This is a genomic window from Ralstonia mannitolilytica, assembly GCF_905397375.1.
Lineage (GTDB): Bacteria > Pseudomonadota > Gammaproteobacteria > Burkholderiales > Burkholderiaceae > Ralstonia > Ralstonia mannitolilytica.
Genome location: NZ_CAJPVG010000001.1, coordinates 771271 through 795907 on the forward strand (window position 1 = coordinate 771271; position 24637 = coordinate 795907).

Sequence of the window (24637 nt, forward strand, 5' to 3'; positions counted from 1 at the left end):
TCTCAGGCAAGCACGGGGGCCGGCGCCAGGAAGAACTGCTGGCGGAAGTATTCGACCGTGCGCGCGAGCCCCACTTCCAGCGCGGTAGACGGCTCCCAGCCGAGCTTCTCACGCGCGAGCGTGATGTCCGGGCACCGTTGCGTGGGGTCGTCCTGCGGCAGCGGGCGGAAGACGAGTTCCGAATTCGAGCGCGTGCACGCCACGATGTGCCGCGCAATCTCCAGCATGCTCATCTCGACCGGATTGCCGAGGTTGACCGGCCCGGCAAAGTCGGGCGGCGTGTTCATGAGGCGGACGAGGGCGTCGATCAGGTCATCGACGTAACAGAACGCCCGCGTCTGGCGGCCGTCGCCATAGAGCGTGATGGGCTCGCCGGCGAGCGCCTGCATGATGAAGTTGGACACGACGCGCCCGTCGTTCGGGTGCATGCGCGGGCCGTAGGTGTTGAAGATGCGCGCCACCTTCACGTCCAGGCCGTGCTGGCGGCGGTAGTCCATGAACAGCGTCTCTGCGCAGCGTTTGCCCTCGTCGTAGCACGAGCGCACGCCGATCGGGTTGACGTTGCCCCAGTACGCCTCGGTCTGCGGGTGTTCGCGCGGGTCGCCATACACCTCGCTCGTCGATGCCTGCAGGATGCGCGCGCCGACCCGCTTGGCCAGCCCGAGCATGTTGATGGCGCCGTGCACGCTGGTCTTGGTCGTCTGCACCGGGTCGTGCTGATAATGGACGGGCGAGGCCGGGCAGGCGAGGTTGTAGATGTCATCCACTTCCACGTAGAGCGGGAAGGTGACATCGTGGCGCAGCACCTCGAAGCGCGGGTGACCGAGCAGGTGCGCGATGTTGCGTTTGGTGCCGGTATAGAAGTTGTCGACGCACAGCACGTCATGCCCGTCGCGCAGCAGGCGGTCACACAGGTGCGAGCCGAGGAACCCCGCGCCGCCGGTCACCAGCACGCGACGCTGGTCGCGCCAGTGGTGATGGGGCTCGGGATGGCCGGGATGGTGCGGGTCACCGTGGTGTCTCATGCTGCCTCCTGGCGATTCGCCATGACCGCATCGAACGCATCGAGCCAGTCCGCCACGAAGCGGTCGATGCCGAAGCGCTGGCGTGCGGTGTCGCGTGCGGCGTCGCCCCAGCGGCGGGCGAGAGCCGGATCGTGCAGCAGCGTGTGCATGGCGTCGGCCAGCGCATCGAGGCGCGTGTCGACATAGCCGTTGTGGCCGCTGTCGATGACGGTGCTCATCTCGGTGGTGGCCAGGCCCACGATGGGCATGCCGATGGTCATGGCCTCCACCACGGCCAGCCCCAGGCTGGTGTAGCGGATGGGGTTGAAGAAGAAGCGGTAGCGCGCGCAGAACGCGGGCAGATGCAGGTTGCCGACCTCGCCGATGCCGCCGGCGTCTTCGGCGCCCATGCCCACCAGGTCGAGCGGCACCTGGCGGCGCAGCGTGTCGAACACGTCGGCGCCGAGCCGGCGCCCGCGCCTGGCCAGGTGGTTGACGACCACGATGCCGCGCGCCAGGTCGCCGCTGTAGCGCGCCGGCACGGGCAGGTGCACGCCGTGCTCGATCACCCGCGTGGGCGTGATGCCGCTGTCCCACATCAGCGCGTTGAACGGCGTCACGTGCACCAGCAGCACGTTCGGATCCTGCACCCAGTGGCGCGTGTTGGTGGGGTGCTCCTGCGGCGGATCGTGTTCGAGATAGATCGTCGGCAGGGCGCGCTGCGCGGGGCTCAGCACCGTGAGGCGGTCCTGCTCCCAGTGCACCCGCGACTGGAACAGCACGGCATCGAACCGCTCGCCCGCCACGGCATCGAACGGCACCTCATGAACGTTGTCGCCCCACGGCAGCGCGCCCACCTTGCCGGCATAACCGGGCGGCACGCAGCCCGATGCGTCAGGCGGACGCGTGACGAGGTAGAAATCGTGCGGCACCTGCGAGAGGTAATACAGGTAGTTGCCGTGCACATGCCACGTCAGAATGCGCAGGCGTCGTGCGGTGGACCGCTTCATGGCGTGGTGCTCCCGAATGTCTTGGATGCGGAGGGCGGGATGGGTGCCGACGCGGCGCGTGTGGGTGCCGGCGGCGACGTGCGCAGTTCCAGCTCGGGGTCGAACAGCGCGCCATAGGCGGCGTCGAGCACCTGCCGCACGCTCACATCGCGCGCGCATTCATGTTGGGTCGGGCACGTCCAGTGCATGCACGGCCGGCACGGCGGCGCGGCCGCCAGCACGCGATGCAGGATGCGGTCTGCCGGGGCCCAGCGCGCCACATCGCTGCCGCACGCGACCACGATGCTCGGCGCGCGCACGGCCGCCGCCACGTGCGAGACGCCCGTATCGTTGCAGATGAGCAGCCGGGCCAGCCGCAGCAACGCCGCCAAGCCGCCCAGCGACGTCTGCCCCACGACCGATGCCGCGCGCTGGCGCATGCGGCTGCGCACGGCGTCCACCAGCTCGGCTTCGGACGGCGCGCCGGTCATCACCACGTGAAACCCGCTGACGATCAAGGTGTCTGCCACCGCGGCAAAGCGCTCGGGCCACCAGCGGCGTGACGGCATGCGGGCGCCGGCATGCAGGCAGACGAGGCGGTCGCGGTCGAGCGCGCGATGGCGCAGCAGCGCAAGCGCCTCGGCGTAGTCCTCGCGCCGCAGGGGAAAGTCCGGGATGGCCGGTACCGCAGGGGCGCCCAGGTAGGTCAGCAACGCCAGCAGGCGCTCGGCCTCGGGCAACTGCGTCGGCCACGGCAGCAGTGCCGGATCGGCCTGGCGCGCGGTCGCCGCATCGGGCTGAAAGCCGAAGACCTGCCGTGCGCCGAAGCGCCGGACGACTTCCGTCGATTGCGGGCCGCTGCCGTGCAGCTGGATGGCCACGTCCAGCCGGCGCGCCTGCATGTCGGCGTAGAACGCCTGCGTGGCATCGGTGTCGGCGGGGCCGGCTTCAGGAAACGCGTTGCCGCCGGGGAAGGGCACGAAGTCGTCCAGCAGATCGGCATATCGCTGCTGGAACTGCCGCGCCCACGGCAGGCCGACGAGCGTGATGTGCGCGTGCGGTGCAGCGGCCCGCAACGCGCGCAGCGCGGGCACCGCGCACAGCATGTCGCCAAGCTGCAAGGCCCGGAACACGGCGATGCGGCGTGCGCCGCGCAGGAGTTCGACAGGCGGCGTCATAGGAACCACACCCGGAAGTGCCACGCACCGCGCAGGCGCCAGTACAGCGCGAGCGGCGGGATGGCGATCGATGTCCACAGCATTTCCAGCACGTGCCGCGGCGAATGCGTGGTGCCCCGCAGGCGCATGGCTGCAAAGCGCAGCGTGAGCGCCAGCCAGAGCAGCGCAGCCCCCGCCGCCACCCACGGCCGTCCCAGCGCGAGCGCCGCAACGGCCACCACCACCGCGGCGCCCATGCCGTAGTAGTGCCACGGCGGCACGGGCCGGATGCGCGTGCGGTAGCGCTGCGGATGCTTCTTGTAGAGCAGCGCGTCGTAGAACACCTTGCGTTGCTGCGACACGCTCACGCCCCACGGCGCCGGCCGCACCGGGTGGTGCATCAGCGCGTTCGGCGCCTGTGCGATGTGCCCGCCCGCATCGAGGATGCGGAACTGCAGGTCGGAGTCTTCGCGCCAGGCCAGCCGGAAGCGTTCGTCAAAGCCACCGATGCGCTCGAGCATCGCGCGCCGCACGAAGCAGTTGGCGGTGACGAACTCGGCGCGCGTGAGGCCGCTGGCGTCGCGTTCGTAATCGGTCGGCTGCGCGGGCAGCGGCATGCGGATGGCGCCCGTGGCGGCATCGGGCGCGGTGCCGCCGTCGGCCGCCGTCATGACGCGCCAGCCTTCGGCCAGCCACGTGGGCGCCGGGATGGTGTCGTCGTCGGTGAAGGCGATGATGTCGCCGCTGGCGGCCTGCCAGCCGCGATTGCGGGCTGCGGCGGGGCCCTGCGTTTCGCGCACGGGCACGTAGCGCACGCGCCAGGCCGGCGCGGCGGCGGCAAAGGCCTCGACGACCGCGCGCGTTTCGTCGTCCGGCCCGTCGTCGGCAACCACGAGCTCCAGCTGGTGCGCATCAAAGGTCTGGGCCAGCAGGCCATCGAGGCAGCGCTGCAGCATCTGCGGTCGCCGCCATGTCGCAATGACGACCGACACGGCGGGCGCACGCCGCCGCAAGGGCACCTGCGACACATCAAACGGCAACGGCTGGTTCATGCGACCCCCGCCAGGCCGGGCACGCGCCGCACGCCGGTAGTGGCGCGGGCCGCGCCGTCCTGCTCTGCGCCGCCTGCGCGCGGTGTCTTGCGCAGCAGGAACGGGCCGATCACCAGCGCATCGAGCGGCGACGTCCAGAACGATTCCACCGCATCGCGCGGGCTGCAGACCATCGGCTCGCCGCGCGTGTTGAACGACGTGTTGACGAGGATCGGCACGCCGGTGCGCTTTTCGAAGGCGGCGAGCAGGTCGTAATACAGCGGATGCTGCCGGCGGTTCACCGTCTGCACGCGCGCGGTGCCATCGACGTGGCGCACGGCCGGGATCTGGGCGGCGCGGTCTTCGCGCACGTCAAAGACGAACAGCATGAAGGGCGCGGGCTGCTGGGCACCGACAAACCAGTCGGCAGCGCGCTCTTCCATCACCACGGGGGCGACAGGGCGGAAGTCTTCACGGTCCTTGATCTCGTTCAGGCGTGCCTGCATGTCGGGCGGGATGGGCGAGGCGAGGATGGAGCGCGCCCCCAGCGCACGCGGGCCGAACTCCATGCGGCCCTGGAACCAGCCGATCACCTGGCCCTGCGCGAGCAGCTCCGCGGTCTGTTCCGCGATGTTGTCCAGGCGCTCGAACGGCAGCTTGGACCACGTGAGGAACTGTTCGATCTCCTCGTCGCTGTAGGCGGGGCCGAGGTAGGCGTGGTCCATCTTCCAGAGCCGCCGCTTGTTGCCGCGCGCCTGGTAGTCGGTCCAGAGCGCCGCACCCAGCGACGTGCCCGCGTCGCCGGCGGCGGGTTGCACCCATACCTGCTCGAACGGGCCGCGGTCACGCACACGCGCATTCATCACGCAGTTGAGCGCCACGCCGCCCGCCATGGCGAGGTTGCGCGCGCCGGTGGCCTGATGCAGCCACTGGGTCATCGTCAGCACGGTTTCTTCCAGCACCTGCTGCAGCGAGCGTGCGATGTCGAAGTGCCGTGCCTCCATCGGGCCGCCACGCTGGCGCGGCGGGCCGAAGCGCGCTTCCAGCCGCAGCGGCGCGACGGTGTAGCGGCCGTCGCCGCTGATCGTCACCATCTCGCGGAAGGCATCGACGTAGCGCGGCTGCCCGTACGAGGCCAGCGCCATCACCTTGTATTCGTCGGACGAGCGCAGGAAGCCGAGGTAGTCCGTCACCTCTTCATAGAGCAGACCGAGCGAGTGCGGCAGGTCCACCTGCTGCAGGCGCGTGTACTCGCCGTTGCGGAACAGGCCGTACGACGTGGTGGCGCGCTCGCCGCGGCCGTCCATGGTGAGCACCGCGCAGTCGTCAAACGGCGCGGCCAGGAAGGCGCTTGCCTCGTGCGCGAGATGGTGCTCGACATACGACCAGCGGAACGGCCCGTCATGCCTGACATTGGCGAAGCGTGCGCGCAGGTGGTGCGGTGCTCCGCCTGCCAGCTGGCGCGGCGCGTTCACCACGTACGACAGGAACAGCGCGTCCCACGGCGCGGTCCCGGGCGCCAGGTCGGTCTGTGCCGACGGCTGCAGCGGCAGGGCGATGTGCGTCTGCCCCTGCAGATCGGCCAGCAGTGCCGGGTCCAGCGAGTAGGCGACGTGGTCGACACGGGCCAGATCGATGCCGGCTTCGGCCAGGCAATAGTCGATCGCGTGATACGGCAGCTGCCAGGTGGAAAACGGCACCGGCCGCTTGGCGTGCTTGACGTGCGTGAAGCGTTCGTCTTCGGCCGCGGCGATCACCACGCCGTCACGCACGAGCGTGGCCGACGAGTCGTGATACGCCGCGTTGATGCCGAGGGTATAGAGCGGTTTGGCTTCCATGCAGGGCTCCGGCAATCGGTGGTGGGACAAGGTAAAGGGCTCAGGCAACCGGTGTGGGTGCGGCCAAGCCCGGTGAGGCAAGTGCGGACCACAAGGCCTGCGCCACGCGCGTCGGCTGCCACAGCGCGTGCGTTGCCGCGATGACTTCGTCTTCCGTCACGCCGGTCAGGCACGCCTGATGGCCGAGCGGGCAGACGCTGCGGTAGCAGTAGCGGCACGGCACGTCGTGCGAGAGCACCGCGTGCGGCACGGCCCACGGCGTGTGCTGCGGGTTGGTGAGGGCGTAGAGGTCGACCACCGGCGTCTGCGTGGCGGCGGCCAGGTGCACCGGCCCGCTGTTGTTGGACACCAGCAGCGCCGCGCCTTCGATGAGCGCCGCCAGCTCGCCGAGCACCAGCGCACCGGCCAGGTTGATCACGCGCCGCCCAGCGGCCTGGCCCGGTGCGCATACCTGCGCCACGAGCTCGGCCTCGCCCGGCGCGCCGGTCACGAGCACCGGGCAGTCGTAGCGCTGCGCCAGCACATTGGCGATGCGGGCAAAGCGTTCGGGCGGATACCGCCGCGATGCCGCGGTCGCCCCGGGATGCAGCACGATCCACGGCGACCGCGGGCCGATGCCATGGGCGGCAAGCTTGGCGCGCACCGCATCGCGGTCGGCCGCACGCACGGTAAAGCGCAGGCGCTGCGGCAGGTGCGCGTGCGTATCGACGACCTGCGCCACGAGGTCCAGCTGGCGGCGCACTTCATGGCGCACGTCGCCGGGGGCCGTGGCGGCGATGCGCGCATCGGCGTCGGCAATCCAGTCGGTCAGCAGGGCATACGGGTTCTCGCGGCAGTGCGCCAGGCGCAGCGGAATGCCCGCCAGGAAGCACAGCATCGCGGCCGGCAGCGGGTTCTGCGTGTGGACCGTAAAGATGACGGCCGCGTCGAACGCACCGTCGCGCAGCGTGCGGATGAGCGAGGTCGTCTGCTCGGCATCGGCGGCGTTGGCATGCTTGGCCCACGGCACGTCGCAGGCGATCACGTCGTCGATGTCGCTCAGGTGCGGCTGGGCGATGGCCCCGGCGCGCGAGGTCAGCAGCGTGAGGTGCCGGTCGGCCGGGCCGCTCGTCTTGAGCGCGTGAAAGGCCGGCGTGGTCATCACCACGTCGCCGAGGTTGTCGGGGCGCACGCACAGGATGCGGGCGGCGTTGGCCCACACGGCGCGGCGCTCGGGGATACCGGCCACGTTCATGCAACGGCCTCCGCGTGGCGCGCGTGCTGGGCGATGACAATGGCGGCGGCCTCGTCGAAGCGCCCGACGATGTAGTCGGGCACGCGCATCGGCCCGGGCAGCCAGTGCGTTTCGTTGCCGTTGGCGATGAGGATGGTGCGGCAGCCCGCGCGGCGGCCGGCCTCTACGTCGTTGAGGATGTCGCCGATCATCCACGAGTGTTCGAGCGTCACGCCGTGCGAATCGGCAGCCTGCCGCAGCAGCCCGTCGTGCGGCTTGCGGCATGCGCAGCCGGCGCTGCCATCGGGCAGCGGCGCGTGCGGGCAGAAGTAGAAGCCGCCAAGCGTGGCGCCGTGCTGCGCAAACAGCTCGGCCAGGCGTTGCGCCACGGCCTCCAGCGCTTCGATGTGGAAGTAGCCCAGCGCGACGCCGGGCTGGTTGCTGACCACGATCAGCGGCAGGCCGGTGCGGGCCAGCATGCGCAGCCCGTCGCCTGCGCCCGGTGCCAGCGCAATGCGGGCGGGGTCGACGTTGTAGGGCACGTCCTGCAGCAGCGTGCCGTCCTTGTCCAGGAAGACCGCCGCACCCGATGCAGGCAACGTCCGCCGCGCTGGCGCCAGCATCACGGCCATGACGTCTCCCGCATCGGCAGCACCATCACTTCCGGGATCACCGTTTCAGCCGGCTGCAGCAGCACGAAGCGCACGGCCGCCGCCACGTTGGCCGGGTCCTGCAGGTTGTTGACGTCGATGTCGGGAAAGCGGTCCAGCAGGAACGGCGTGCGCATGCCGCCGGCAATCACGGCCGACACCTTGATACCGTGCGGGCGCAGTTCGGCGTGCAGAGCGTGCGACAGCCCGAGCAGCCCCCACTTGGTGGCGTGATAGACCGACGCATTGGGCCACGCGCGGCGCGAGGCGGTGGACGCAATGTTGACGATGGTCCCGCCGGCGCGCTTGCGCATCAGCGCGCTGGCGTGCTTGGCGAGCAGGAAGGGGCCGCGCAGGTTGGTGCGCACCACGCGGTCCCAGTCTTCGACGTTCAGTTCATCGATGGGCAGCGTGATGTCGATGGCCGCGTTGTTGATGACCGCGTCGATACGCCCGAAGCGATCGACCACGTCATCCAGTGCGCCGCGCACGGCCGCTTCGTCGCCCACATCCAGGGCAATGGCGTGCGACTGGCCGCCCTCGGCGATGAGCTCGGTGGCGGTGCGCTCGGCATTGGCGGCGTCCAGGTCGGTGGCCACTACGGTGGCGCCGTCGGCAGACAGCACGCGGCTGATGGCGGCGCCCAGCCCGCGTCCGGCGCCGGTGACGACGATGACGTGGTTGCGCAGCGTGGGCGGTGTATTGGCGTTGGTATTCAAGTCGGTCTGGGTCATGGGAGCGTGTTGCGAAGTGCGAGGAATTGCGAAGTGCGAGGAAGGCGGTTCAGGCGGCAAGCCCCGCCAGCGCCGAGGCATTGGCGACCGAAGGCGTGCCGTTCATCCGGGCGTTGGCGCGGGCGCGCATGTCGATGGCCTTCAGGTAGGCCTTCTCCAGTTGCCCGGCCACCCCGAGCCACGTGTAGAGCATGCGGGCGCGCACCAGGCCGGCCTGGCCGAACTCACGGCACAGCTCGGGCTGTTCCATCAGTTGCAGCAGCCGCGCGGCCAGTGCCTGCGGGTCTTTAGGCGGGACGAGGAAGCCAGTTCGGCCATGGCGCACCGTCGAACGGATGCCGCCCACGTCGGCGCCGATCACCGCGCGGCCGCACGCCATGGCTTCCACCGGCGTGATGCCGAACGGCTCGTACCACGGCGTGCTCACGAAGACATCGCAGGCGCTGTACCACGCGCGCAGGTCGGCACGGCCGCGCTTGCCGACGAATACCGTCTGCTCGGTCACGCCGGCTGCGGCGGCCACGGCCTGCAGCCGGCCGAGTTCCGGCGTGGCGGCCACGTCGGGCGTGACGGTGTTGCCGCCCACCACGTACAGGCGCACGCGCTTGCGCGCATCGGGCGGCAGCTTGCCGATGGCCTCGATGACGTTGTCCACGCCCTTGCGCGCCACCATGCGGCCGAGCTGCAGGACGACGAACGCGTCGGCCGGCACGCCGAGCTGGTGCCGGGCCTGAGCGCGGTCGATGGGCGCAAACTCGGCCGCATCGAAGCCGCACGGCACCACGTCGATCCGCTCGGGCCGTGCGTGGTAGAGCGTTTCCAGGTCGGTCTGGTCCTGCGGGCACTCGGCAATGATGCGCTCGGCGCGCTGCACGAGCGTGTCTTCGATCGTGAAGCGCGCATCCGGGAACCCGTCCGCGCTGCCCTGGTGCAGCCGGCGCACGCGGCCCAGCGCGTGGAACGTCATCACGAGCGGCAGCCGCAGCCGCGCCGCGGCGGCCAGCGACGCAAGCCCCGACATGAAGAAGTTGGCATGGATCACGTCATAGCCGTTGCCGGCCGCGTGGGCGCGTGCGCACTGATTCAGCAGGTAGCGGCCAAACGCGTGCATGTGCGGCAGCAGCGCTTCCTTGGGCAGGACGGCGGCGGGGCCGGCCGGCACGTGGATGACGCGGCATCCCGCGTCGAACGGCACGATCTCGGGCTCCGAAGGCCGTTCGCGCCGTGTGAAGACGTCGACCTGGTGGCCCAGCCGGGCCAGCTGCCGCGCCACGTGGCGCACATAGACGTTCTGTCCGCCGCAGTCCACGCCGCCCAGATCGGCGAGTGGCGAAGCGTGTTCACTGACCATGGCGATACGCATGTCGGTTCTCCTCATGTCGTGGCGATGTGGGGGCGATCTGGTGGTCCAGGCCACGTGCGATGCCCTCAGCAGCCCGCGTGCCACGGTCGCCACCTTGTGCTGCTGCGTGCATCGATGCCGGAAGCGAACGGCGAGGAGGAGAACCGCTTTTCGCTTGTCCGGACAAGCGTTTGCAGCGTGCCGCGCGGCGCCGCAGGGGCACGGGCGCGACGCACCGCTGCGGTGTTTGACGCGTGGGGCCGGCGCGCGGTGCTCGTAATTCTTACGCGGCCGACAAGGAGAATCGCAGCGGCGACGGCATCACGCTTGCCAGGTGCAGGCGGGGCTCACGCGAGGCGCAGTGTGCCGGCCGAGGCCGCGGCAGCCTGCTTGGCGATGGCGCGCAGGCACGCGGCCACCACATGCGCGAACGCTTCGTCATAGAACGGCAACGCGCCGCTCACCCCCACCACGATGCCGTCGAGCACCGCGCTGCCCCACAGGTTGGTGTCACCGGCGCGCAGCACATGCGGGCGCAGCGCCTGCAGGGCGTGCGTGCTCATGCCGTGCTGCCACGCCAGGCGCGCCTTGGCCCGCGCGTATGCAGCGTAGTCCGCATCCCAGCGGGTGCGGTCGCCCACCGAGTGTTCGTGCAGCACCGCCTCGTCGAAGCTGCAATCGGCGGGCGAGCGTGCCGGGTCCATCACCACGATGTGCAGGAAGCCGCTGTCGCCCACTTCCTGCGGCCGTGTCATGGCCTGCGTGATGAGCGGCAGCGCCATCTCCACGGCGCGGCGTGCCGCGTCGGGTCCGGCAAAGTAAGACGTCTGCGGCTGGGCGCCGGCTGGGGCATCGGCCCGGGTGCCGGAAGCGGTGGAAGGATCAAAATCGGCCAGCATGCTCATGAAGACTCCTGCGTACGATGGGATGAGATGGGGGCATGCGCCACACGCGCGGGCGCGCGGCGCGCACGGACGACACTGAGGATGGCGGTGACCAGTTCGCCGCGCTCCGTCGGCTTGGCCAGGTGAAGCTGGAAGCCGGCCAGCAGCGCGCGCGTGCGGTCTTCGGGCCGCGCATAGCCGGACAGCGCGACGGCAGGCAGCCGTGCATCGAGCGGCATGTCGCGCTGGGTTTCGAGCAGGCGCACCTCGCGCAGCAGGGTGTAGCCGTCCTCGTCGTCGCCCAGGGCGATGTCGGAGACGAGCACGTCGGGCCACGAACTGCTCGGCGCCGCGCGCAGGGCGGAGAGTGCCAGCCTTGCGCTGCCATAAGCGGTGACGGTGGCGCCGTAATCCTCCAGCAGCAGCTGCAGCATCTCGCGCGCGTCTTCCTGGTCGTCGACGATCAGCACGTGCACGCCGGCCAGCGCGTCGGTCGACGGCAGCGGCGCATGTGCGGGCTCGGGCGGGCGCTCCAGCCCCGGTATGACTTCGGCTTCGTCGGGCAGGGCAGGCAGCGGCGCAACGGCGCGGATCGGGAAATCCATCACGTATGTCGTGCCACCGCCATGCGAAAGCGGCACCACCGCAAACCGCCCGCCGTGCTGTTCCACCACCGAGCGAATCCACAGCGGGTCGAGCGTGGGGGTGGCCGTCTTGACGGTGGCTTCGCCGGGTTCGGTGTCGAACGGGCTGGCGGGCTGCCGCAGCGGCGCGAGCGGCTCGACGGGGTCCAGCATGTCGAAGGGCTCGGGGGTGGGCGCAGCGGGCCCGCCCAGGGCGACGCGCGCAGTTTCGGGCTCCGGCACTTCGGGTGGCCCGGGTTGGGACGCGCTCGGGATGGCTGCCTGCGCCGCCGCCGGGACGGGGATCGTGTCGGTCACGCGCAGTTGCGCCATGGCCTCCACGCGTTCGAGCACGATTTCCACACGGCTGCCCGGCTGGCTGGCGAGCACCGCGTGGGTCAGCACATCGCCCACGATGCCCTGCAGCCGGCTCGGGTCGCCGGTGATGCTTGGCGTCTCCGACCGGATGACCGAATACACGGTGATGCGGCGCGCGTCGATAGCTTCGCGCAGCCCGTCGAGCACGCTGACGACCAGCGCCACCAGGTTGATCGGCTGCTGCGCGAGCCGGTGCTGCGCCTGTTCGAGGTCGGACTGTTGGCGCTGCAGCGTCCAGAGCTGCGCGTAGACGCCGCCGGCGGCGAGCAGGTCGGTGTGGCGGCCGCGTTCCACGATGCGGCCTTTCTCGAGCACCACGATCTCGTGCGCGTCCACCACGGTCGACAGCCGGTGCGCGATCACCAGCGTCGTGCGGTGCGCAGACAGCCGGTCGAGCTCGCGCTGGATGGCCCGCTCTGAGCGCGTGTCCAGCGCAGAGGTGGCCTCGTCGAAGATCAGGATCGACGGGTTCTTCAAGAGCGCGCGCGCAATGGCGATGCGCTGCTTTTCACCGCCCGAGAGCTTGAGTCCGCGCTCCCCGACCATGGTCTGGTAGCCCTCGGGCAGCGCGGCGATGAAGTCGTGCACGTAAGCGGCCCGTGCCGCCTCGATCACCTCGGCCATGGTGGCGCCTTCGCGGCCGTAGGCAATGTTGTAGGCGATGGTGTCGTTGAAGAGGATGGTGTCCTGGGGGACGATGCCGATGGCGCGGCGCACGCTCTCCTGCGTGACCACGCGCAGGTCCTGCCCGTCGATCGACACGCGGCCGGACCATGGGTCGTAGAAGCGCAGCAGCAGCCGCGCGAGTGTCGATTTGCCCGAGCCGCTGCCGCCCACCACTGCGACCGTGCGGCCGGCCGGGATGTGCAGCGACAGGTCGTGCAGGATCGGCCGCGCGGCCTCGTAGCCGAATTCCACGTGCTCGAAGTGCACGTCGCCATGCGTCACGCGCAAGGGGGCGGCGTTCGGCATGTCGGCCACGTCGGGGCGCTGGTCGAGCAGGTGGAACAGGCGCTCGGCGTTGATGGCGGCGTCCTTCGCCTCGCGGAACATGAACCCGAGCGCATTGAGCGGCAGGCAGACCTGGATGATGTACGCGTTGATCAGCACGAGGTCGCCCACGGAGAGCACGCCGCGCGTCACGTCCTGCCCGGCAAGCAGCATCACGGTGGCCACCCCGCCCGCGATCACGCCGCTCTGCGATACGTGCAGCAAGGACAGCGCGCGCTGGTTGGCCACGGCCGTGTCGATGCGCTTGCGCAGGATGTCGCGGTAGCGGCGGGCCTCGAAGCGCTCGCTGGTATACACCTTGACCGCCTCGTGGTTGAGCATGCTGTCGAGCAGGCGGCTGCCGGCCATCGAGTCGAACTCGTTCATCTGCCGCTGCAGCCGCACGCGCCGGCGTGTGAGGAGCACGGTGGCGGTGCAGTAGGCCGCGAAGGTCACCAGGATGGTGACGAGGTACCACCCGCTGTAGCGGCTCATCATGATGATGAGCACGGAGCCGATTTCCACCAGCGTGGGCAGGATGGTAAAAAGCGCCACGCCGAGCAGGAATTCAATGCCGGTGGTGCCGCGCTCCACGTCGCGGATCAGCCCGCCGGTCTGCCGGCTCGCATGAAAGCGCGGTCCGAGCTGGTGCAGGTGCTCGAACGCCTGCGCCATGAAGCCCGCCACCGTGGGCTGCGCCACCCGCGAGAAGACCATGTCGCGCAACTCGCCGAACAGCGTGCCGCCAAAGCGCAGCACCGCATAGGCGAGCAGCAGGAAGGCGGGAAACACCCGCGCGCGCGTGGCGTCGCTAAAGCCGTCGACGATCCACTTGAGCACGATGGGCACGCCCACCGCGCAGAGCTTGGCCAGCACCAGCAGCGCCACCGCCGCGAGCACTCGCTTGCGGTAGCGCCAGATGGACCGCCACAGGGCGCCGAAAATGCGCTGCTGCAGGCTGGCGCTCGGCAGGGAGGGGGGCGATGCATTCGTCACCAGTCGTGAGTCTCCGGACACTCTTGCAACGCGAGCGTGCGACGCAAGCCACGTTCCACGCCGCGAGGCCCCGGCGCCCCAGGTGGCCCCCGATTCGCGCGATAATGTCCGACTTTCCGCCTTTTCTGCCGTTTCCTGCTGCCCCCGCCATGACCGGACTGACCACCGCCCTCCTGCACGCCGACCGCGAAGCCGGCGTCGAGCACTACGCCGTCCACAAGCCGCTGCACACGTCGACGACGTACGGCTACTCCAACACGCAAGAGCTGATCGAGGTGTTCCAGGGCAAGCCCGGCTATACCTACGCGCGCCAGGGCAACCCGACCACCGCCGCCCTCGAGGCGAAGATCACCCTGATGGAAGAGGGCCTGGCCACCGCCTGCTTTGCCACCGGCATGGCGGCCATCGCGGCGGTGTTCTCGACGCTGCTGCGCGCGGGCGACCACGTGGTGTCCAGCGCCTTCCTGTTCGGCAACACCAACAGCGTGTTCGAGACATTGCGGAACCTGGGCGTGCAAGTCACGTTTGTCGATGCCACGTCTGCCCAGGCCGTGGCCGACGCCGTGCAACCGAACACGCGCCTCGTCTTCGTGGAGACCATCGCCAACCCGCGCACGCAGGTGGCCGACCTCAAGGGCATCGGCGCGCTCTGCAAGGAGCGGGGTCTGCTGTATGTGGTGGACAGCACGATGACCTCGCCGTGGCTGTTCCGCGGGCGCGATGTGCACGCGAGCCTCGTTGTGCATTCGCTGTCGAAGTACATCGGCGGACACGGCAACGCGCTGGGCGGCGCGGTGGTCGATACGGGGCTGTTCGACTGGGCGGCGTATCCGAACATCTTCCCGGCGTATCGCAAGGTCAAGCCCGAGATGCAGGGCATCCAGCAGATCCGCAAGAAGGGCCTGCGCGACCAGGGCGCCACGCTGATTGCCGATGCGGCGCACCGCATTGCCGTGGGCGCCGAAACGATGGCCCTGCGCGTGGACCGCACCTGCAGCAACGCGCTGGCGTTGGCACGCACGCTGGCGGCCCATCCGAAGGTGGCGCGCGTCTACTACCCCGGCCTGCCTGAGCACCCGGAGCACACCCGCGCCACCGAACTGTTCCGCCGCTACGGCGGCCTGCTCAGCTTCGAACTCGTGGACGGCGCGGATTACATCGACATGCTCAACCGTCTTCGCTATGCCGTGCGCGCCACGCACCTCGGCGATACGCGCACGCTGGTGATCCCCGTGGCGCCGACGATCTACTGGGAAATGGGCGCCGAGCGTCGCGCCTCGATGGGCATTGCCGATTCGCTCGTGCGCGTGTCGGTCGGCATCGAAGACGAGGCCGACCTGCTGGCCGACTTCACGCAGGCGCTGGACGCGACCTCCATCGCCTGACGGCGCCCCGGCTCAGTGGAAGAACAGCAGGCGCGTGCCGAAGGTGTGGCCGGCTTCCGCGGCCATCAGCACCATCAGCACCAGCAGCGCCAGGGGCGGCAGCAGGATGGCGTACACCAGCGCCAGCCGCTCCCACATCATGTGCATGAACACCGAGACGATCAGCCCCGCCTTGGCGATCATCAGCACGACGATGAGCACCCAGCGCGTGAGCCCTGCCACGCGAAAGTAGTCGACCAGGTACGACAGCGTGCTGAGCACGAACAGCAGCCCCCAGATCTTGAGGTACACCCCGATGGAATGATGCTGGCCGTGCGGGGCGTGGGTGCCAGCGGGTCCGGTGTGGTCCATGACATGCCTCACCACAGATAGAACAGCGCAAAGATGAACACCCAGACGAGATCGACGAAGTGCCAGTACAGGCCGGCGATCTCGACGATCTGGAATTTGCCGTGTTCGGTGAAGCCGGGTTGCACGATCTTGCGCGCAATCACCAGCAGGTAGATCACGCCGCAGGTCACGTGAAAGCCGTGGAAGCCCGTGATCATGAAAAAGCACGCGCCAAACTGCGCCGCGCCAAGCGGGTTGCCCCACGGGCGGATGCCCTCGTGCACGATCAACTTGGTCCATTCGAACGCCTGCATCGACACGAACATCGCGCCCATCAACGCGGTCGCCAGGATCAGCAGGGCGGCCCGCCGCGCGTCGCGCCGGTAGCCGAAGTTCACCGCCATGGCCATCGTGCCGCTGCTGCTGATGAGTACGAACGTCATGATGGCGATCAGCAGCAGCGGCACCTCCACACCGCCCACCGACAGGCCGAACACCTTGGACGGGTCGGGCCACGGCACGGTGGTCGACATGCGCACCGTCATGTAGCCGATCAGGAAGCTGCTGAAGACGAAGGTGTCCGACAGCAGGAAGATCCACATCATGGCCTTGCCCCACGGCACCTTGAAGGCTTCGCGGTCGGCGGACCAGTCGGCGACGATGCCGCGCCAGCCTTGCGGGGCGGCGTCGGCTGAATCAGTGGGGAGCGTGGGCATGCTCATGGCGCGGCTCCATACAGCGGCCCGCAGATCGCGGCGACGAATGCGGGGGTGATCCACCACATCGCTGCGAGCAGCACGAGCCAGACGGCCAGCAGGAAGTGCCAGTACGTGGCACACAGCGTGACGGCGCGGTGGGCGCGCACGCGATGTGCATTCAGGCGCGCGACCGTGATGGCCCATGCGACGAGCCCCCCCAGCACGTGCGCTGCATGCAGGCCGGTGAAGACGTAGAGGAAGCTGCTGGACGGGTTGGCCGTCACGCCTGCGCCATGGGCGGACAGTTGCTGCCACGCCATCCATTGCCCGAAGACGAACAGTGACGCGAGCGCACCGCCGGCCAGCAGCCAGGCGGCCTGGCGGGCCCCGGTGCGCCGCGCCTGCGCCATCGCCAGGCTCGCCAGCACCAGCGCGCCGGTGTTCCACCACAGCAGCATCGGGTGGGGCACGGGCATCCAATCCGGCTCGCGCATGCGCATCGCATAGGCCAGGATCAGCAACGAAAACAACGCCGTCGCCACGGCCATGAAGACGCGCAAGCCCACGCGGCCGGCGTTGGGCAGAGCCGGCCCGGTGTCGGGAACGAAGTGGCGGGGCAGGGTCGTCATGCGCGCACCTCATTGCCGTGGGCGGCGCATCGGGCGTACGGGAAGGCGGCTCGTTCTGCGGCACGAAATCATCGCTGCGGCCGGGCGGGCTGTACTCGTAGGCCCAGCGGTGGACCACCGGCAGCACCGGCCCCCAGTTGCCGTGACCGGGCGGCGTCTGCGGCGTCTGCCATTCGAGCGTGGTGGCGTGCCACGGGTTGCTGCCGGCCTGTCTGCCGCGCACGAGGCTCCATGCGAGGTTGAAGAGAAACAGCAGCTGCGCCACCCCCACGACGATGGCGACGACGGTGATGAACGCATTGAGCGTCTGCGCGGACGGCGGGATGAAGCTGTAGCCCTCGTACGCGTAATACCGGCGCGGCATGCCGAGCACGCCCAGGTAGTGCATCGGAAAGTAGATCAGGTATGTGCCGATGAAGGTGATCCAGAAATGCGCGCGGCCCAGCGTGTCGTTCAGCATGCGGCCCGTCACCTTGGGGTACCAGTGATAGATGCCGCCGAACACCACGAGGATCGGCGACACCCCCATCACCATGTGGAAGTGCGCAACCACGAAGTACGTGTTGGACAGCGGGATGTCCACGCTCACGTTGCCGAGAAAGAGCCCCGTCAGCCCGCCGATGACGAAGGTGCTGATGAACCCGATGGCGAACAGCATCGGCACGCTCAGGTGGATGTCGCCGCGCCACAGCGTGAGCACCCAGTTGTAGACCTTCAGCGCCGTCGGGATGGCGATGATGAGCGTGGTGGTGGCAAAGAAGAACCCGAAGTACGGGTTCATGCCGGCGACGAACATGTGGTGGGCCCACACCACGAAGCTCAGCGCGCCGATGATGAGGATGGCCCACACCATCATCCGGTAGCCGAAGATGTTCTTGCGCGCGTGCGTGCTGATGAGGTCGGACACGATGCCAAAGGCAGGCAGCGCGACGATGTACACCTCCGGGTGGCCGAAGAACCAGAACAGGTGCTGGAACAGCAGCGGGCTGCCGCCGGCGTGCTTGAGCTGCTGCCCCATCGAAACCACGGCCGGCATGAAGAAGCTCGTGCCGAGCGTCTTGTCGAGCAGCATCATGAGCGCCGACACGAACAGCGCGGGAAAGGCCAGCAACGCCAGCACCGTGGCCGTGAAGATGCCCCACACGGTGAGCGGCATGCGCATGAGCGTCATGCCGCGCGTGCGCGCCTGCAGCGTGGTGGTCACGTAGTTGAGGCCGCCCATGGTGGCCGCGACGATGAAGATCGCCAGCGACACCAGCATCAGCACGATGCCCCAGTCGGTGCCCGGTGTGCCGGGCAGGATGGCCTGCGGCGGATACAGCGTCCAGCCCGCGCCTGTCGGCCCGCCCGGTACGAAGAAGCTCGCCACCAGCACCAGCACGGCCAGCAGGTAGACCCAGTAGCTGAGCATGTTGAGGAACGGGAACACCATGTCCCGCGCACCGAGCATCAGGGGGATCAGGTAGTTGCCGAAGCCGCCGAGGAACAGCGCCGTGAGCAGGTAGATCACCATGATCATCCCGTGCATGGTGACGAACTGGTAGTAGTGATTGGCGTCGATGAAGGCGAACTTGCCCGGAAAGCCGAGCTGCAGCCGCATCAGGTTCGACAGCACGAGGCCCACGAGCCCGATGGCGATGGCCGTGAGCGAATACTGCACCGCGATGACCTTGTGGTCCTGGCTCCAGACGTAGCGCGTCCAGAAGCTTTGCGGTGCATGGCTGGGATCGCCGTGGTCATTGTTGCCGTAGGACATGGCGTCTCCTCGCTACGGTTTCGCCGTGGTGGCTGCGGGCGCGCCGCCTTGCGCCTGGATGTACGCCACCAGTGCGGAGAGCTCCTGCTCGCTGAGGTCGAAGCTCGGCATGATCGGCGCGAAGCCTTTCACCACGCGTGCCTTCGGGTCGCGAATGAATGCCCGCAGGTAGGCCTCGTCGACATGCGCGGTGCTGCCGTCGGCCATGGTTTCGGTCTTGCCGTACAGGCCCTTCCACGTGGGGCCGACGCCGGGGCTGCCGTCCACGCTGTGGCATGCGACGCAGCCCTTGGCCTGCGCCAGCGTCCTGCCCTGCTCGGCCAACGCCTGCGACGGGCCGCCGGCCGATGCCGAAGCGGCCTGGGCCTTGGCTTTCTGGCGTTGCTCGAAGGTGGTCTGCTGTGCCAGCCAGCGGGCGAACGCGGCCTCGTCTTCCACCACGACCACGCCGCGCATGTTGGCGTGGCCGATGCCGCAGAGCTGCGCGCACAGGATGTCGTATCGCCCCGCCTTGGTCGGCGTGAACCAGAAGGTGGTGACCATGCCGGGCACCATGTTCATGCGCGCACGAAATGGCGGCACATAGAAGTCGTGCAGCACATCGCGCGAGCGTGCCAGTACCTGGATCGGGCGGTTGATCGGCAGGTGCAGCTCCGGCGTGTCGATCAGGTAGTTGTCGCGGCCGTTCGGGTCAGCCGGGTTCATGCCGAACGGGTTGTCGTTCGTCATGTAGCGCACGTCGGTCGTGCCGAGCTTGCCGCCGGGGCCGGCAAAGCGGAAGCGCCATTGCCACTGCTGGCCGAGCACCTCCATCTGCAGCGCGTTGGGCGGCGGGCGGACGTAATCGGCATAGACGAAGAGGCCCGGCGCGAGCAGTGCGGCCACGCCCACGGTGGTGACGCCGATCAGCCACCATTCCAGGCGCCTGTTGTGCGGTTCGTAACTGGCGCGGTGGCCGTCCTTGTGCCGGTAGCGCAGCAGCGCGGCCACCACGAAAAGGTTGATGGCGACAAACAGCACGCCGGTGATGACGATGGTGATCGTCAGCGTGTCGTCCATGCGGCCCCAGTTGGACGCGATTGGCGTGATCCACCAGGGGCTGGCAACGTGAAACCCCACCGCCAGCACGACGATCAGAACGAGCGCAATCGCAAGGGCCATGGGCACCTCCCGCGCAGGGACTCCTTCGACCCTAGGCTAGTTCGCGCACCGGGTTCGTGCAAGGCAACGTAAGGACGAGGCGCACCGGGCATGCGGATCGCCTCGATGCGCGCGCAGCCTGTTGCGCTGCAATGCAAAACGGCCGCCTTCGGCACACGTTGCCGCAGGCGGCCGTCTCTTGGTGGCGCCGCTCGACTTGCGGCGCCGCAGGAAAAATGCGGTGCGTCAGCGCATCGTTTCCTGCCCGCGCCGTTCCAGCATGCCGTACGCGATGGCGGCGACCACGCCAAAGAGCAGGTTCGCCAGCAGCGGTCCCGACCCGCGCTCCGACACGAACCACGGGAAGACCGCCGTCATGCCGTAGAAATTGACCACGTACGCGACGATCCCGAACGCCACCCCGATGACCGCGAGCATGCCCGGGCTCGAATCGAAGTGGAACGGCGCGATGATGGCCGCCAGCATCATCCCCATGAGGGCGCCGAGCACGAAGTGCAGCACGAGCGCCACGCCGACGATGCTGAAGCTGAACAGCGCCATGTCTTCCAGCGCCCCGCGGCCCATCACCATGGCCGCGATCTTGTGTGTCGGGCGCCACGGGCTTTCATTGAGCACCATGGTCGACCAGAAGAACTCCAGCACGATGACGAGTGCGCCGCCCACGATCCCTGCCACGCTCGCGGCGAGCCAGTCGGGCATGCGGCGCTCCCAATGATGCGATTGCATGTGCAGTTCCATACGAACCTCCTGCGGTGTATCAACGTCAGCACTTATGGATCGCACGCGCCACTTTGCGTGCAAGTGCAAATCGTATGGAATTCAGAATGGCAGATACGGGTGCCAACGCAAGGTACAAAAACCCTGCGCATCGCACAGCACCACGGCGTTCTGCTCGAACGTCAGCATCAGCGTGTCGGCGACGGCGGGGTCGTCGATGAACAGCAGCAGGCTCGGCTCCGGCGCCCATGCGTGCGCGGGCATGTCGTCCGGCGGGCCGCCCTCGCCGGGCAGCCAGGCCATGCCGCGTGTGATCACCCAGGCGAGCAGTTCGGCCTGGCGGGCGGTGTTTTCCTCGGCGGACACCGGGCGCGAGAACGGCTGGTGCGCCGTCACGAACACCGCCCACGGCGCGTCGGCCTGCGCGAGCAGCCCCGCAACGCACGGGTTGACGGCATCCAGGCGCAGCAGCACGTCGCCTTGCGGCCCGCGCACGCGATAGCGCGCACGCTGGTAGGCGGCAATGAGTTCAGGCGTGGGTGTGGGTGGAGACCGATGCATTGTTGTGCCGCGCGAACACGGCCATCTGATCTGGCGCAACGAAAAAGGGCTGCCGATGTCACAGAATAGCCTGGGGGCGGACGCTGCTCCAGCGCCGTTCCGACAACCACTCTCCTGCGAGGCTTGAACCATGTACAAGAAGATCCTGGTCGCCGTTGATGGCAGCGACACGAGCAAGCTGGCCCTGGCCGAAGCCATCCGCCTGGCCAAGGCGTTCCAGAGCATCGTGCGCGCCGTCTACATCGTCGACAGCCCGGCGATGCTGTTCGACGTCGGCTATTACGACCCGACGGAGCTGCGCAAGTCGTTCATCGAAGCCGGCACGCTGCTGTTGAAGGAGACCGCGGACGCGCTGGCCGCGGCGGGCCTCGCAAACGAAACCACGCTGGTGGAAACCGAAGGCGTGGGCGAGGATGTGGCCGGTGCCCTGCAGCGCGAAGCCCTGCAGAGCGGCGCCGATGTGGTCGTGATGGGCACGCACGGCCGCCGCGGCCTGGCGCACGCCATGCTGGGCAGCGTGGCCGAAAAGTTCGTCCGCCTGGCGACCACGCCGGTGCTGCTGGTGCGCGGTCCGGCCAAGGGCTGAGCAGCGGTGATTGCGCGCGCAGGCCGGGTTTGCCCCTGCGCGTGACGGATATCATGTGGGCATCTCGGGTCGCGGGCTGGCAGGCTCGCGGCTTGTTTGCCACAACAGTCTCCGTCGCCACCGCCATGAACGCCAATCCGGACGCCCAGTCACGTCCCCCCATCCGCGCCATCCGGGCGCTCACCGCTCTCGAGGGCCGCGTGCTCGGCGTCCTGGTCGAGAAGCAGCACACGGTGCCCGACACTTATCCGCTCACACTCAACGCGCTGGTTGCCGGCTGCAACCAGAAGACCGCACGCGCGCCGGTGATGAACGTTACTGAAGCGGAAATCCTCACCGCCATCGACGGATTGAAATCGCTGAGCCTCGTGATGGAAGGCAGCAGCAGCCGCGTGCCGCGCTTCGAGCACAACATGGGCCGCGTGCTCGGCGTGCCGAGCCAGTCCGTGGCGCTTCTGACCGCGCTGCTGTTGCGCGGTCCGCAAACGGCCGCCGAGCTGCGCCTGAACGCCGCGCGGTTGCACGCGTTTGCAGACATCTCGTCCGTTGAAGCGTTTCTGGAAGAACTGGCCGAGAACGACCCGCCTTACGTCGTGAGGCTGCCGCGCGCGGCCGGCGAGCGAGAAAGCCGCTGGACGCACCGGCTCTGCGGTGAAGTGGCCCAGAGCGACGTGCGGCCGCGTGATGCGGATGCGCCCGACGAAGCCATTCCGCCTTCCGAATTCGAAGCCCTGAAGGCCGAGCACAAGCAGTTGGCCGACAAGGTGGCAAGGCTTCAGGCGCTGGTCGAGCAGATGGCCGGCGAGCTCGGCATCCCGGTCGACAAGTCCGTGCTGTAAACGCGGCCGGCCTCAGCAGCGAAGACGGCCGCATCGTCATCCGCCTACGCGCCCGGCGACACGAACAGCGTGCAGGCGCCTTCCTCGGCGGCAGACACATTGCGGCGGAAGCCCGAGAACAGGTCGCGCCCGACGCCCGCGTGATAGTGCGAAAGATCCGGCGTGCTGACCTTGCGGGCGTTCCACTCCGCCTCCGGTACGCGCACGGACAGCGTGCCCGCCTCAGCATCCAGCACGACGATGTCGCCATCGCGCACGCGCGCCAGCGGCCCGCCGTTGAGCGCTTCCGGCGTGACGTGGATCGCCGCCGGCACCTTGCCCGATGCCCCCGACATGCGGCCGTCCGTCACGAGCGCCACCTTGAAGCCGCGCTCCTGCAGCACCGACAGCGTCGGCGTGAGCTTGTGGAGCTCGGGCATGCCGTTGGCGGCGGGGCCCTGGTACGGCAGCACGGCGACGAAGTCGCGCTCCAGCTCGCCGGCCTTGAAAGCGTCGATCAGGTCGTCCTGCGCATGGAAGACGCGCGCCGGGGCTTCCACGAAGCGATGCTCCGGCTTGACCGCCGACACCTTGATGACCGAGCGTCCGAGGTTGCCCTCGAGCACGCGCAGGCCGCCGTCCGGCGAGAACGGCTCGGCCACGCCGCGCACGATGTTCGTGTCGAGCGACGCAGCTATGCCGTCGCGCCACACCAGCTTGTCGCCTTCCAGGAAAGGCTCCTGGGTATGGCGGCGCAGGCCCTTGCCCATGATCGTCGTCACGTCCTCGTGCAGCAGGCCGGCGTCGAGCAGTTCGCGGATCACGATCGACAGGCCGCCGGCGGCCTGGAACTCGTTCACGTCGGCCTTGCCGTTCGGGTACACACGCGCCAGCAGCGGAATCACGCCCGACAGGTCGTTGAAGTCGTCCCACGTGAGCAGGATGCCCGCCGCACGCGCCATCGCGATCAGGTGCAGCGTGTGGTTGGTCGAGCCGCCCGTGGCCAGCAGGCCGACGATGCCGTTGACGAACGCGCGCTCGTCGAGCACATCGGCGATGGGCGTGTACTGGTTGCCGCTGTAGACGAGCTTGAGCACCTGGCGCGCGGCCTCGCGCGTGAGCGCCTCGCGCAGCGGCGTGCCCGGGTTGATGAAAGCGGTGCCCGGCAGGTGCAGGCCCATGATCTCCATCAGCATCTGGTTGGAGTTGGCCGTGCCGTAGAACGTGCAGGTGCCGGGGCCGTGGTACGACTTCGATTCGGCTTCGAGCAGGTCGGCGCGCGAGAGCTTGCCTTCGGCGTAGAGCTGGCGCGTGCGGGCCTTCTCGTCGTTGCTGATGCCGGTGGTCATGGGGCCGGCCGGCACGAACACGGCCGGCAGGTGGCCGAACGACAGCGCCCCGATCACCAGCCCCGGCACGATCTTGTCGCACACGCCGAGGTACAGCGCCGCGTCGAACATCTGGTGCGACAGCGCCACGGCCGTCGACAGCGCAATGGTGTCGCGCGAGAAGAGCGACAGCTCCATGCCGTCCTGCCCCTGCGTCACGCCATCGCACATGGCCGGCACGCCGCCGGCAAACTGCGCGGTGCCGCCGGCTTCGAGCGCAGCCTGCTTGATCCACGCCGGAAATGCCTCCAGCGGCTGGTGGGCCGAGAGCATGTCGTTGTACGCCGACACGATGCCGATGTTCGGCCGCTCCAGTGCCTTGAGCCGGATCTTGGTCTCGCCCTCCATGGCCGCGAAGCCGTGGGCGAGGTTCGTGCACGAGAGCAGCGTGCGCTCGACCTTGCGGCCGGCGTTCATGCGGGTGACGTCCAGATAGGCTTGGCGCGGGCCGCGGCTGCGGTCGATGATGCGCTGGGTGACGTCGGCCACGACGTCATGCAGGCGGTGCTGGGCCATGCGGGTTCTCCAGGAAGTGGGGTCCGGGGTGGGAGGTGTGCTGTAATTTTCCTACAAACACGCCCGTTGTGGGACAGGGTTTTCCACAAGGATGCGTCGTCTCGCAACGGCGTGCACGCGAATTGCGTGCCAGAAGGCGCGCCAGGAGCCACGATCCGCGTCGCAAGTCGGGCAGGAAACCCCTGCTCGGGCAGCGTTGCAGCACCTTGCTCGCGATGTAGTAATACTACAAAATGAGGCCAAAACAGGTGCTGGCCGGACCT

Annotated in this window: 21 protein-coding genes and 1 pseudogene; 3 read left to right on the forward strand and 19 right to left on the reverse strand. The window is 68.8% G+C overall.

Going from position 1 to position 24637, the window contains the following annotated elements; genetic code table 11:
• Window positions 1–2: 2 nt before the first annotated feature.
• The 11 genes from KHN96_RS03360 to KHN96_RS03410 form a co-directional block, all read right to left on the reverse strand.
• Window positions 3–1025 carry a UDP-glucuronic acid decarboxylase family protein gene (locus KHN96_RS03360; protein WP_180964192.1) on the reverse strand — a complete coding sequence of 341 codons (1023 nt, stop codon included), beginning with the start codon at window positions 1023–1025 and terminating at the stop codon, window positions 3–5.
• On the reverse strand, window positions 1022–2014 hold the full coding sequence (locus KHN96_RS03365) for a glycosyltransferase (RefSeq protein WP_045218948.1): 993 nt from the start codon (window positions 2012–2014) through the stop codon (window positions 1022–1024). The genes KHN96_RS03360 and KHN96_RS03365 overlap by 4 nt, the downstream gene beginning before the upstream one ends.
• Window positions 2011–3171, reverse strand: a complete 1161-nt coding sequence (locus KHN96_RS03370) for a glycosyltransferase family 9 protein (RefSeq protein ID WP_045218945.1) — start codon at window positions 3169–3171, stop codon at window positions 2011–2013. Before KHN96_RS03370 ends, KHN96_RS03365 begins: the two co-directional genes overlap by 4 nt.
• Complete coding sequence (locus KHN96_RS03375) at window positions 3168–4202, reverse strand: glycosyltransferase family 2 protein (RefSeq protein WP_062738036.1); 1035 nt, start codon at window positions 4200–4202, stop codon at window positions 3168–3170. Before KHN96_RS03375 ends, KHN96_RS03370 begins: the two co-directional genes overlap by 4 nt.
• Window positions 4199–6019: a carbamoyltransferase family protein gene (locus tag KHN96_RS03380; protein WP_045218942.1), complete on the reverse strand. Its 1821-nt coding sequence runs from the start codon at window positions 6017–6019 to the stop codon at window positions 4199–4201. The genes KHN96_RS03375 and KHN96_RS03380 overlap by 4 nt, the downstream gene beginning before the upstream one ends.
• A 40-nt stretch (window positions 6020–6059) precedes the next feature.
• Window positions 6060–7253 (reverse strand): lipopolysaccharide heptosyltransferase II, encoded by a 1194-nt coding sequence (gene waaF / locus KHN96_RS03385; protein ID WP_062738037.1) that lies wholly within the window; start codon window positions 7251–7253, stop codon window positions 6060–6062.
• Window positions 7250–7864 carry a D-glycero-alpha-D-manno-heptose-1,7-bisphosphate 7-phosphatase gene (locus KHN96_RS03390; protein ID WP_062738038.1) on the reverse strand — a complete coding sequence of 205 codons (615 nt, stop codon included), beginning with the start codon at window positions 7862–7864 and terminating at the stop codon, window positions 7250–7252. The genes waaF and KHN96_RS03390 overlap by 4 nt, the downstream gene beginning before the upstream one ends.
• Complete coding sequence (locus KHN96_RS03395; protein WP_062738039.1) at window positions 7855–8616, reverse strand: SDR family oxidoreductase; 762 nt, start codon at window positions 8614–8616, stop codon at window positions 7855–7857. The genes KHN96_RS03390 and KHN96_RS03395 overlap by 10 nt, the downstream gene beginning before the upstream one ends.
• Window positions 8617–8665: 49 nt before the next feature.
• Window positions 8666–9979, reverse strand: a complete 1314-nt coding sequence (locus KHN96_RS03400; RefSeq protein WP_062738040.1) for a glycosyltransferase — start codon at window positions 9977–9979, stop codon at window positions 8666–8668.
• A 326-nt stretch (window positions 9980–10305) separates the two neighbouring features.
• Complete coding sequence (locus KHN96_RS03405; RefSeq protein WP_233902563.1) at window positions 10306–10740, reverse strand: hypothetical protein; 435 nt, start codon at window positions 10738–10740, stop codon at window positions 10306–10308.
• Between the two features lie 119 nt (window positions 10741–10859).
• Window positions 10860–13829, reverse strand: coding sequence for an ABC transporter transmembrane domain-containing protein (locus KHN96_RS03410; protein ID WP_045218929.1), 2970 nt, complete (start codon window positions 13827–13829; stop codon window positions 10860–10862).
• A gap of 149 nt (window positions 13830–13978) precedes the next feature.
• Between KHN96_RS03410 and KHN96_RS03415 the strand changes: the two genes are divergently transcribed.
• Window positions 13979–15214, forward strand: coding sequence for a cystathionine gamma-synthase family protein (locus KHN96_RS03415; RefSeq protein WP_062738250.1), 1236 nt, complete (start codon window positions 13979–13981; stop codon window positions 15212–15214).
• Between the two features lie 12 nt (window positions 15215–15226).
• Here KHN96_RS03415 and KHN96_RS03420 read toward each other — a convergent pair whose 3' ends face one another.
• The 7 genes and pseudogenes from KHN96_RS03420 to KHN96_RS03450 form a co-directional block, all read right to left on the reverse strand.
• Window positions 15227–15565: a cytochrome C oxidase subunit IV family protein gene (locus KHN96_RS03420; protein WP_062738043.1), complete on the reverse strand. Its 339-nt coding sequence runs from the start codon at window positions 15563–15565 to the stop codon at window positions 15227–15229.
• A gap of 8 nt (window positions 15566–15573) precedes the next feature.
• Window positions 15574–16266: a heme-copper oxidase subunit III family protein gene (locus KHN96_RS22940; protein WP_062738044.1), complete on the reverse strand. Its 693-nt coding sequence runs from the start codon at window positions 16264–16266 to the stop codon at window positions 15574–15576.
• The gene (locus KHN96_RS22945) at window positions 16263–16871 is read right to left on the reverse strand and encodes a cytochrome c oxidase subunit 3 (protein WP_062738045.1); all 609 of its coding nucleotides are present in this window, start codon (window positions 16869–16871) and stop codon (window positions 16263–16265) included. Before KHN96_RS22945 ends, KHN96_RS22940 begins: the two co-directional genes overlap by 4 nt.
• Window positions 16872–16890: 19 nt before the next feature.
• Window positions 16891–18627, reverse strand: a pseudogene (ctaD, locus tag KHN96_RS03435) (cytochrome c oxidase subunit I); the annotation flags it as partial.
• 12 nt (window positions 18628–18639) lie between these two features.
• Window positions 18640–19788, reverse strand: coding sequence for a c-type cytochrome (locus KHN96_RS03440; protein WP_062738047.1), 1149 nt, complete (start codon window positions 19786–19788; stop codon window positions 18640–18642).
• A 225-nt stretch (window positions 19789–20013) separates the two neighbouring features.
• The gene (locus KHN96_RS03445) at window positions 20014–20526 is read right to left on the reverse strand and encodes a hypothetical protein (RefSeq protein WP_062738048.1); all 513 of its coding nucleotides are present in this window, start codon (window positions 20524–20526) and stop codon (window positions 20014–20016) included.
• 81 nt (window positions 20527–20607) lie between these two features.
• The gene (locus tag KHN96_RS03450; RefSeq protein ID WP_062738049.1) at window positions 20608–21066 is read right to left on the reverse strand and encodes a DUF3293 domain-containing protein; all 459 of its coding nucleotides are present in this window, start codon (window positions 21064–21066) and stop codon (window positions 20608–20610) included.
• A gap of 130 nt (window positions 21067–21196) precedes the next feature.
• Here KHN96_RS03450 and KHN96_RS03455 point away from each other — a divergent pair, with 130 nt between their 5' ends.
• Both KHN96_RS03455 and KHN96_RS03460 read left to right on the forward strand, forming a co-directional pair.
• Window positions 21197–21652 (forward strand): universal stress protein, encoded by a 456-nt coding sequence (locus KHN96_RS03455; RefSeq protein ID WP_045218917.1) that lies wholly within the window; start codon window positions 21197–21199, stop codon window positions 21650–21652.
• Between the two features lie 125 nt (window positions 21653–21777).
• Window positions 21778–22491: a YceH family protein gene (locus KHN96_RS03460; protein ID WP_062738050.1), complete on the forward strand. Its 714-nt coding sequence runs from the start codon at window positions 21778–21780 to the stop codon at window positions 22489–22491.
• A gap of 44 nt (window positions 22492–22535) precedes the next feature.
• Here the strand turns inward: KHN96_RS03460 and edd are convergent, their stop codons facing one another.
• Window positions 22536–24374, reverse strand: coding sequence for a phosphogluconate dehydratase (gene edd / locus KHN96_RS03465; RefSeq protein WP_062738051.1), 1839 nt, complete (start codon window positions 24372–24374; stop codon window positions 22536–22538).
• Between the last annotated feature and the right edge of the window lie 263 nt (window positions 24375–24637).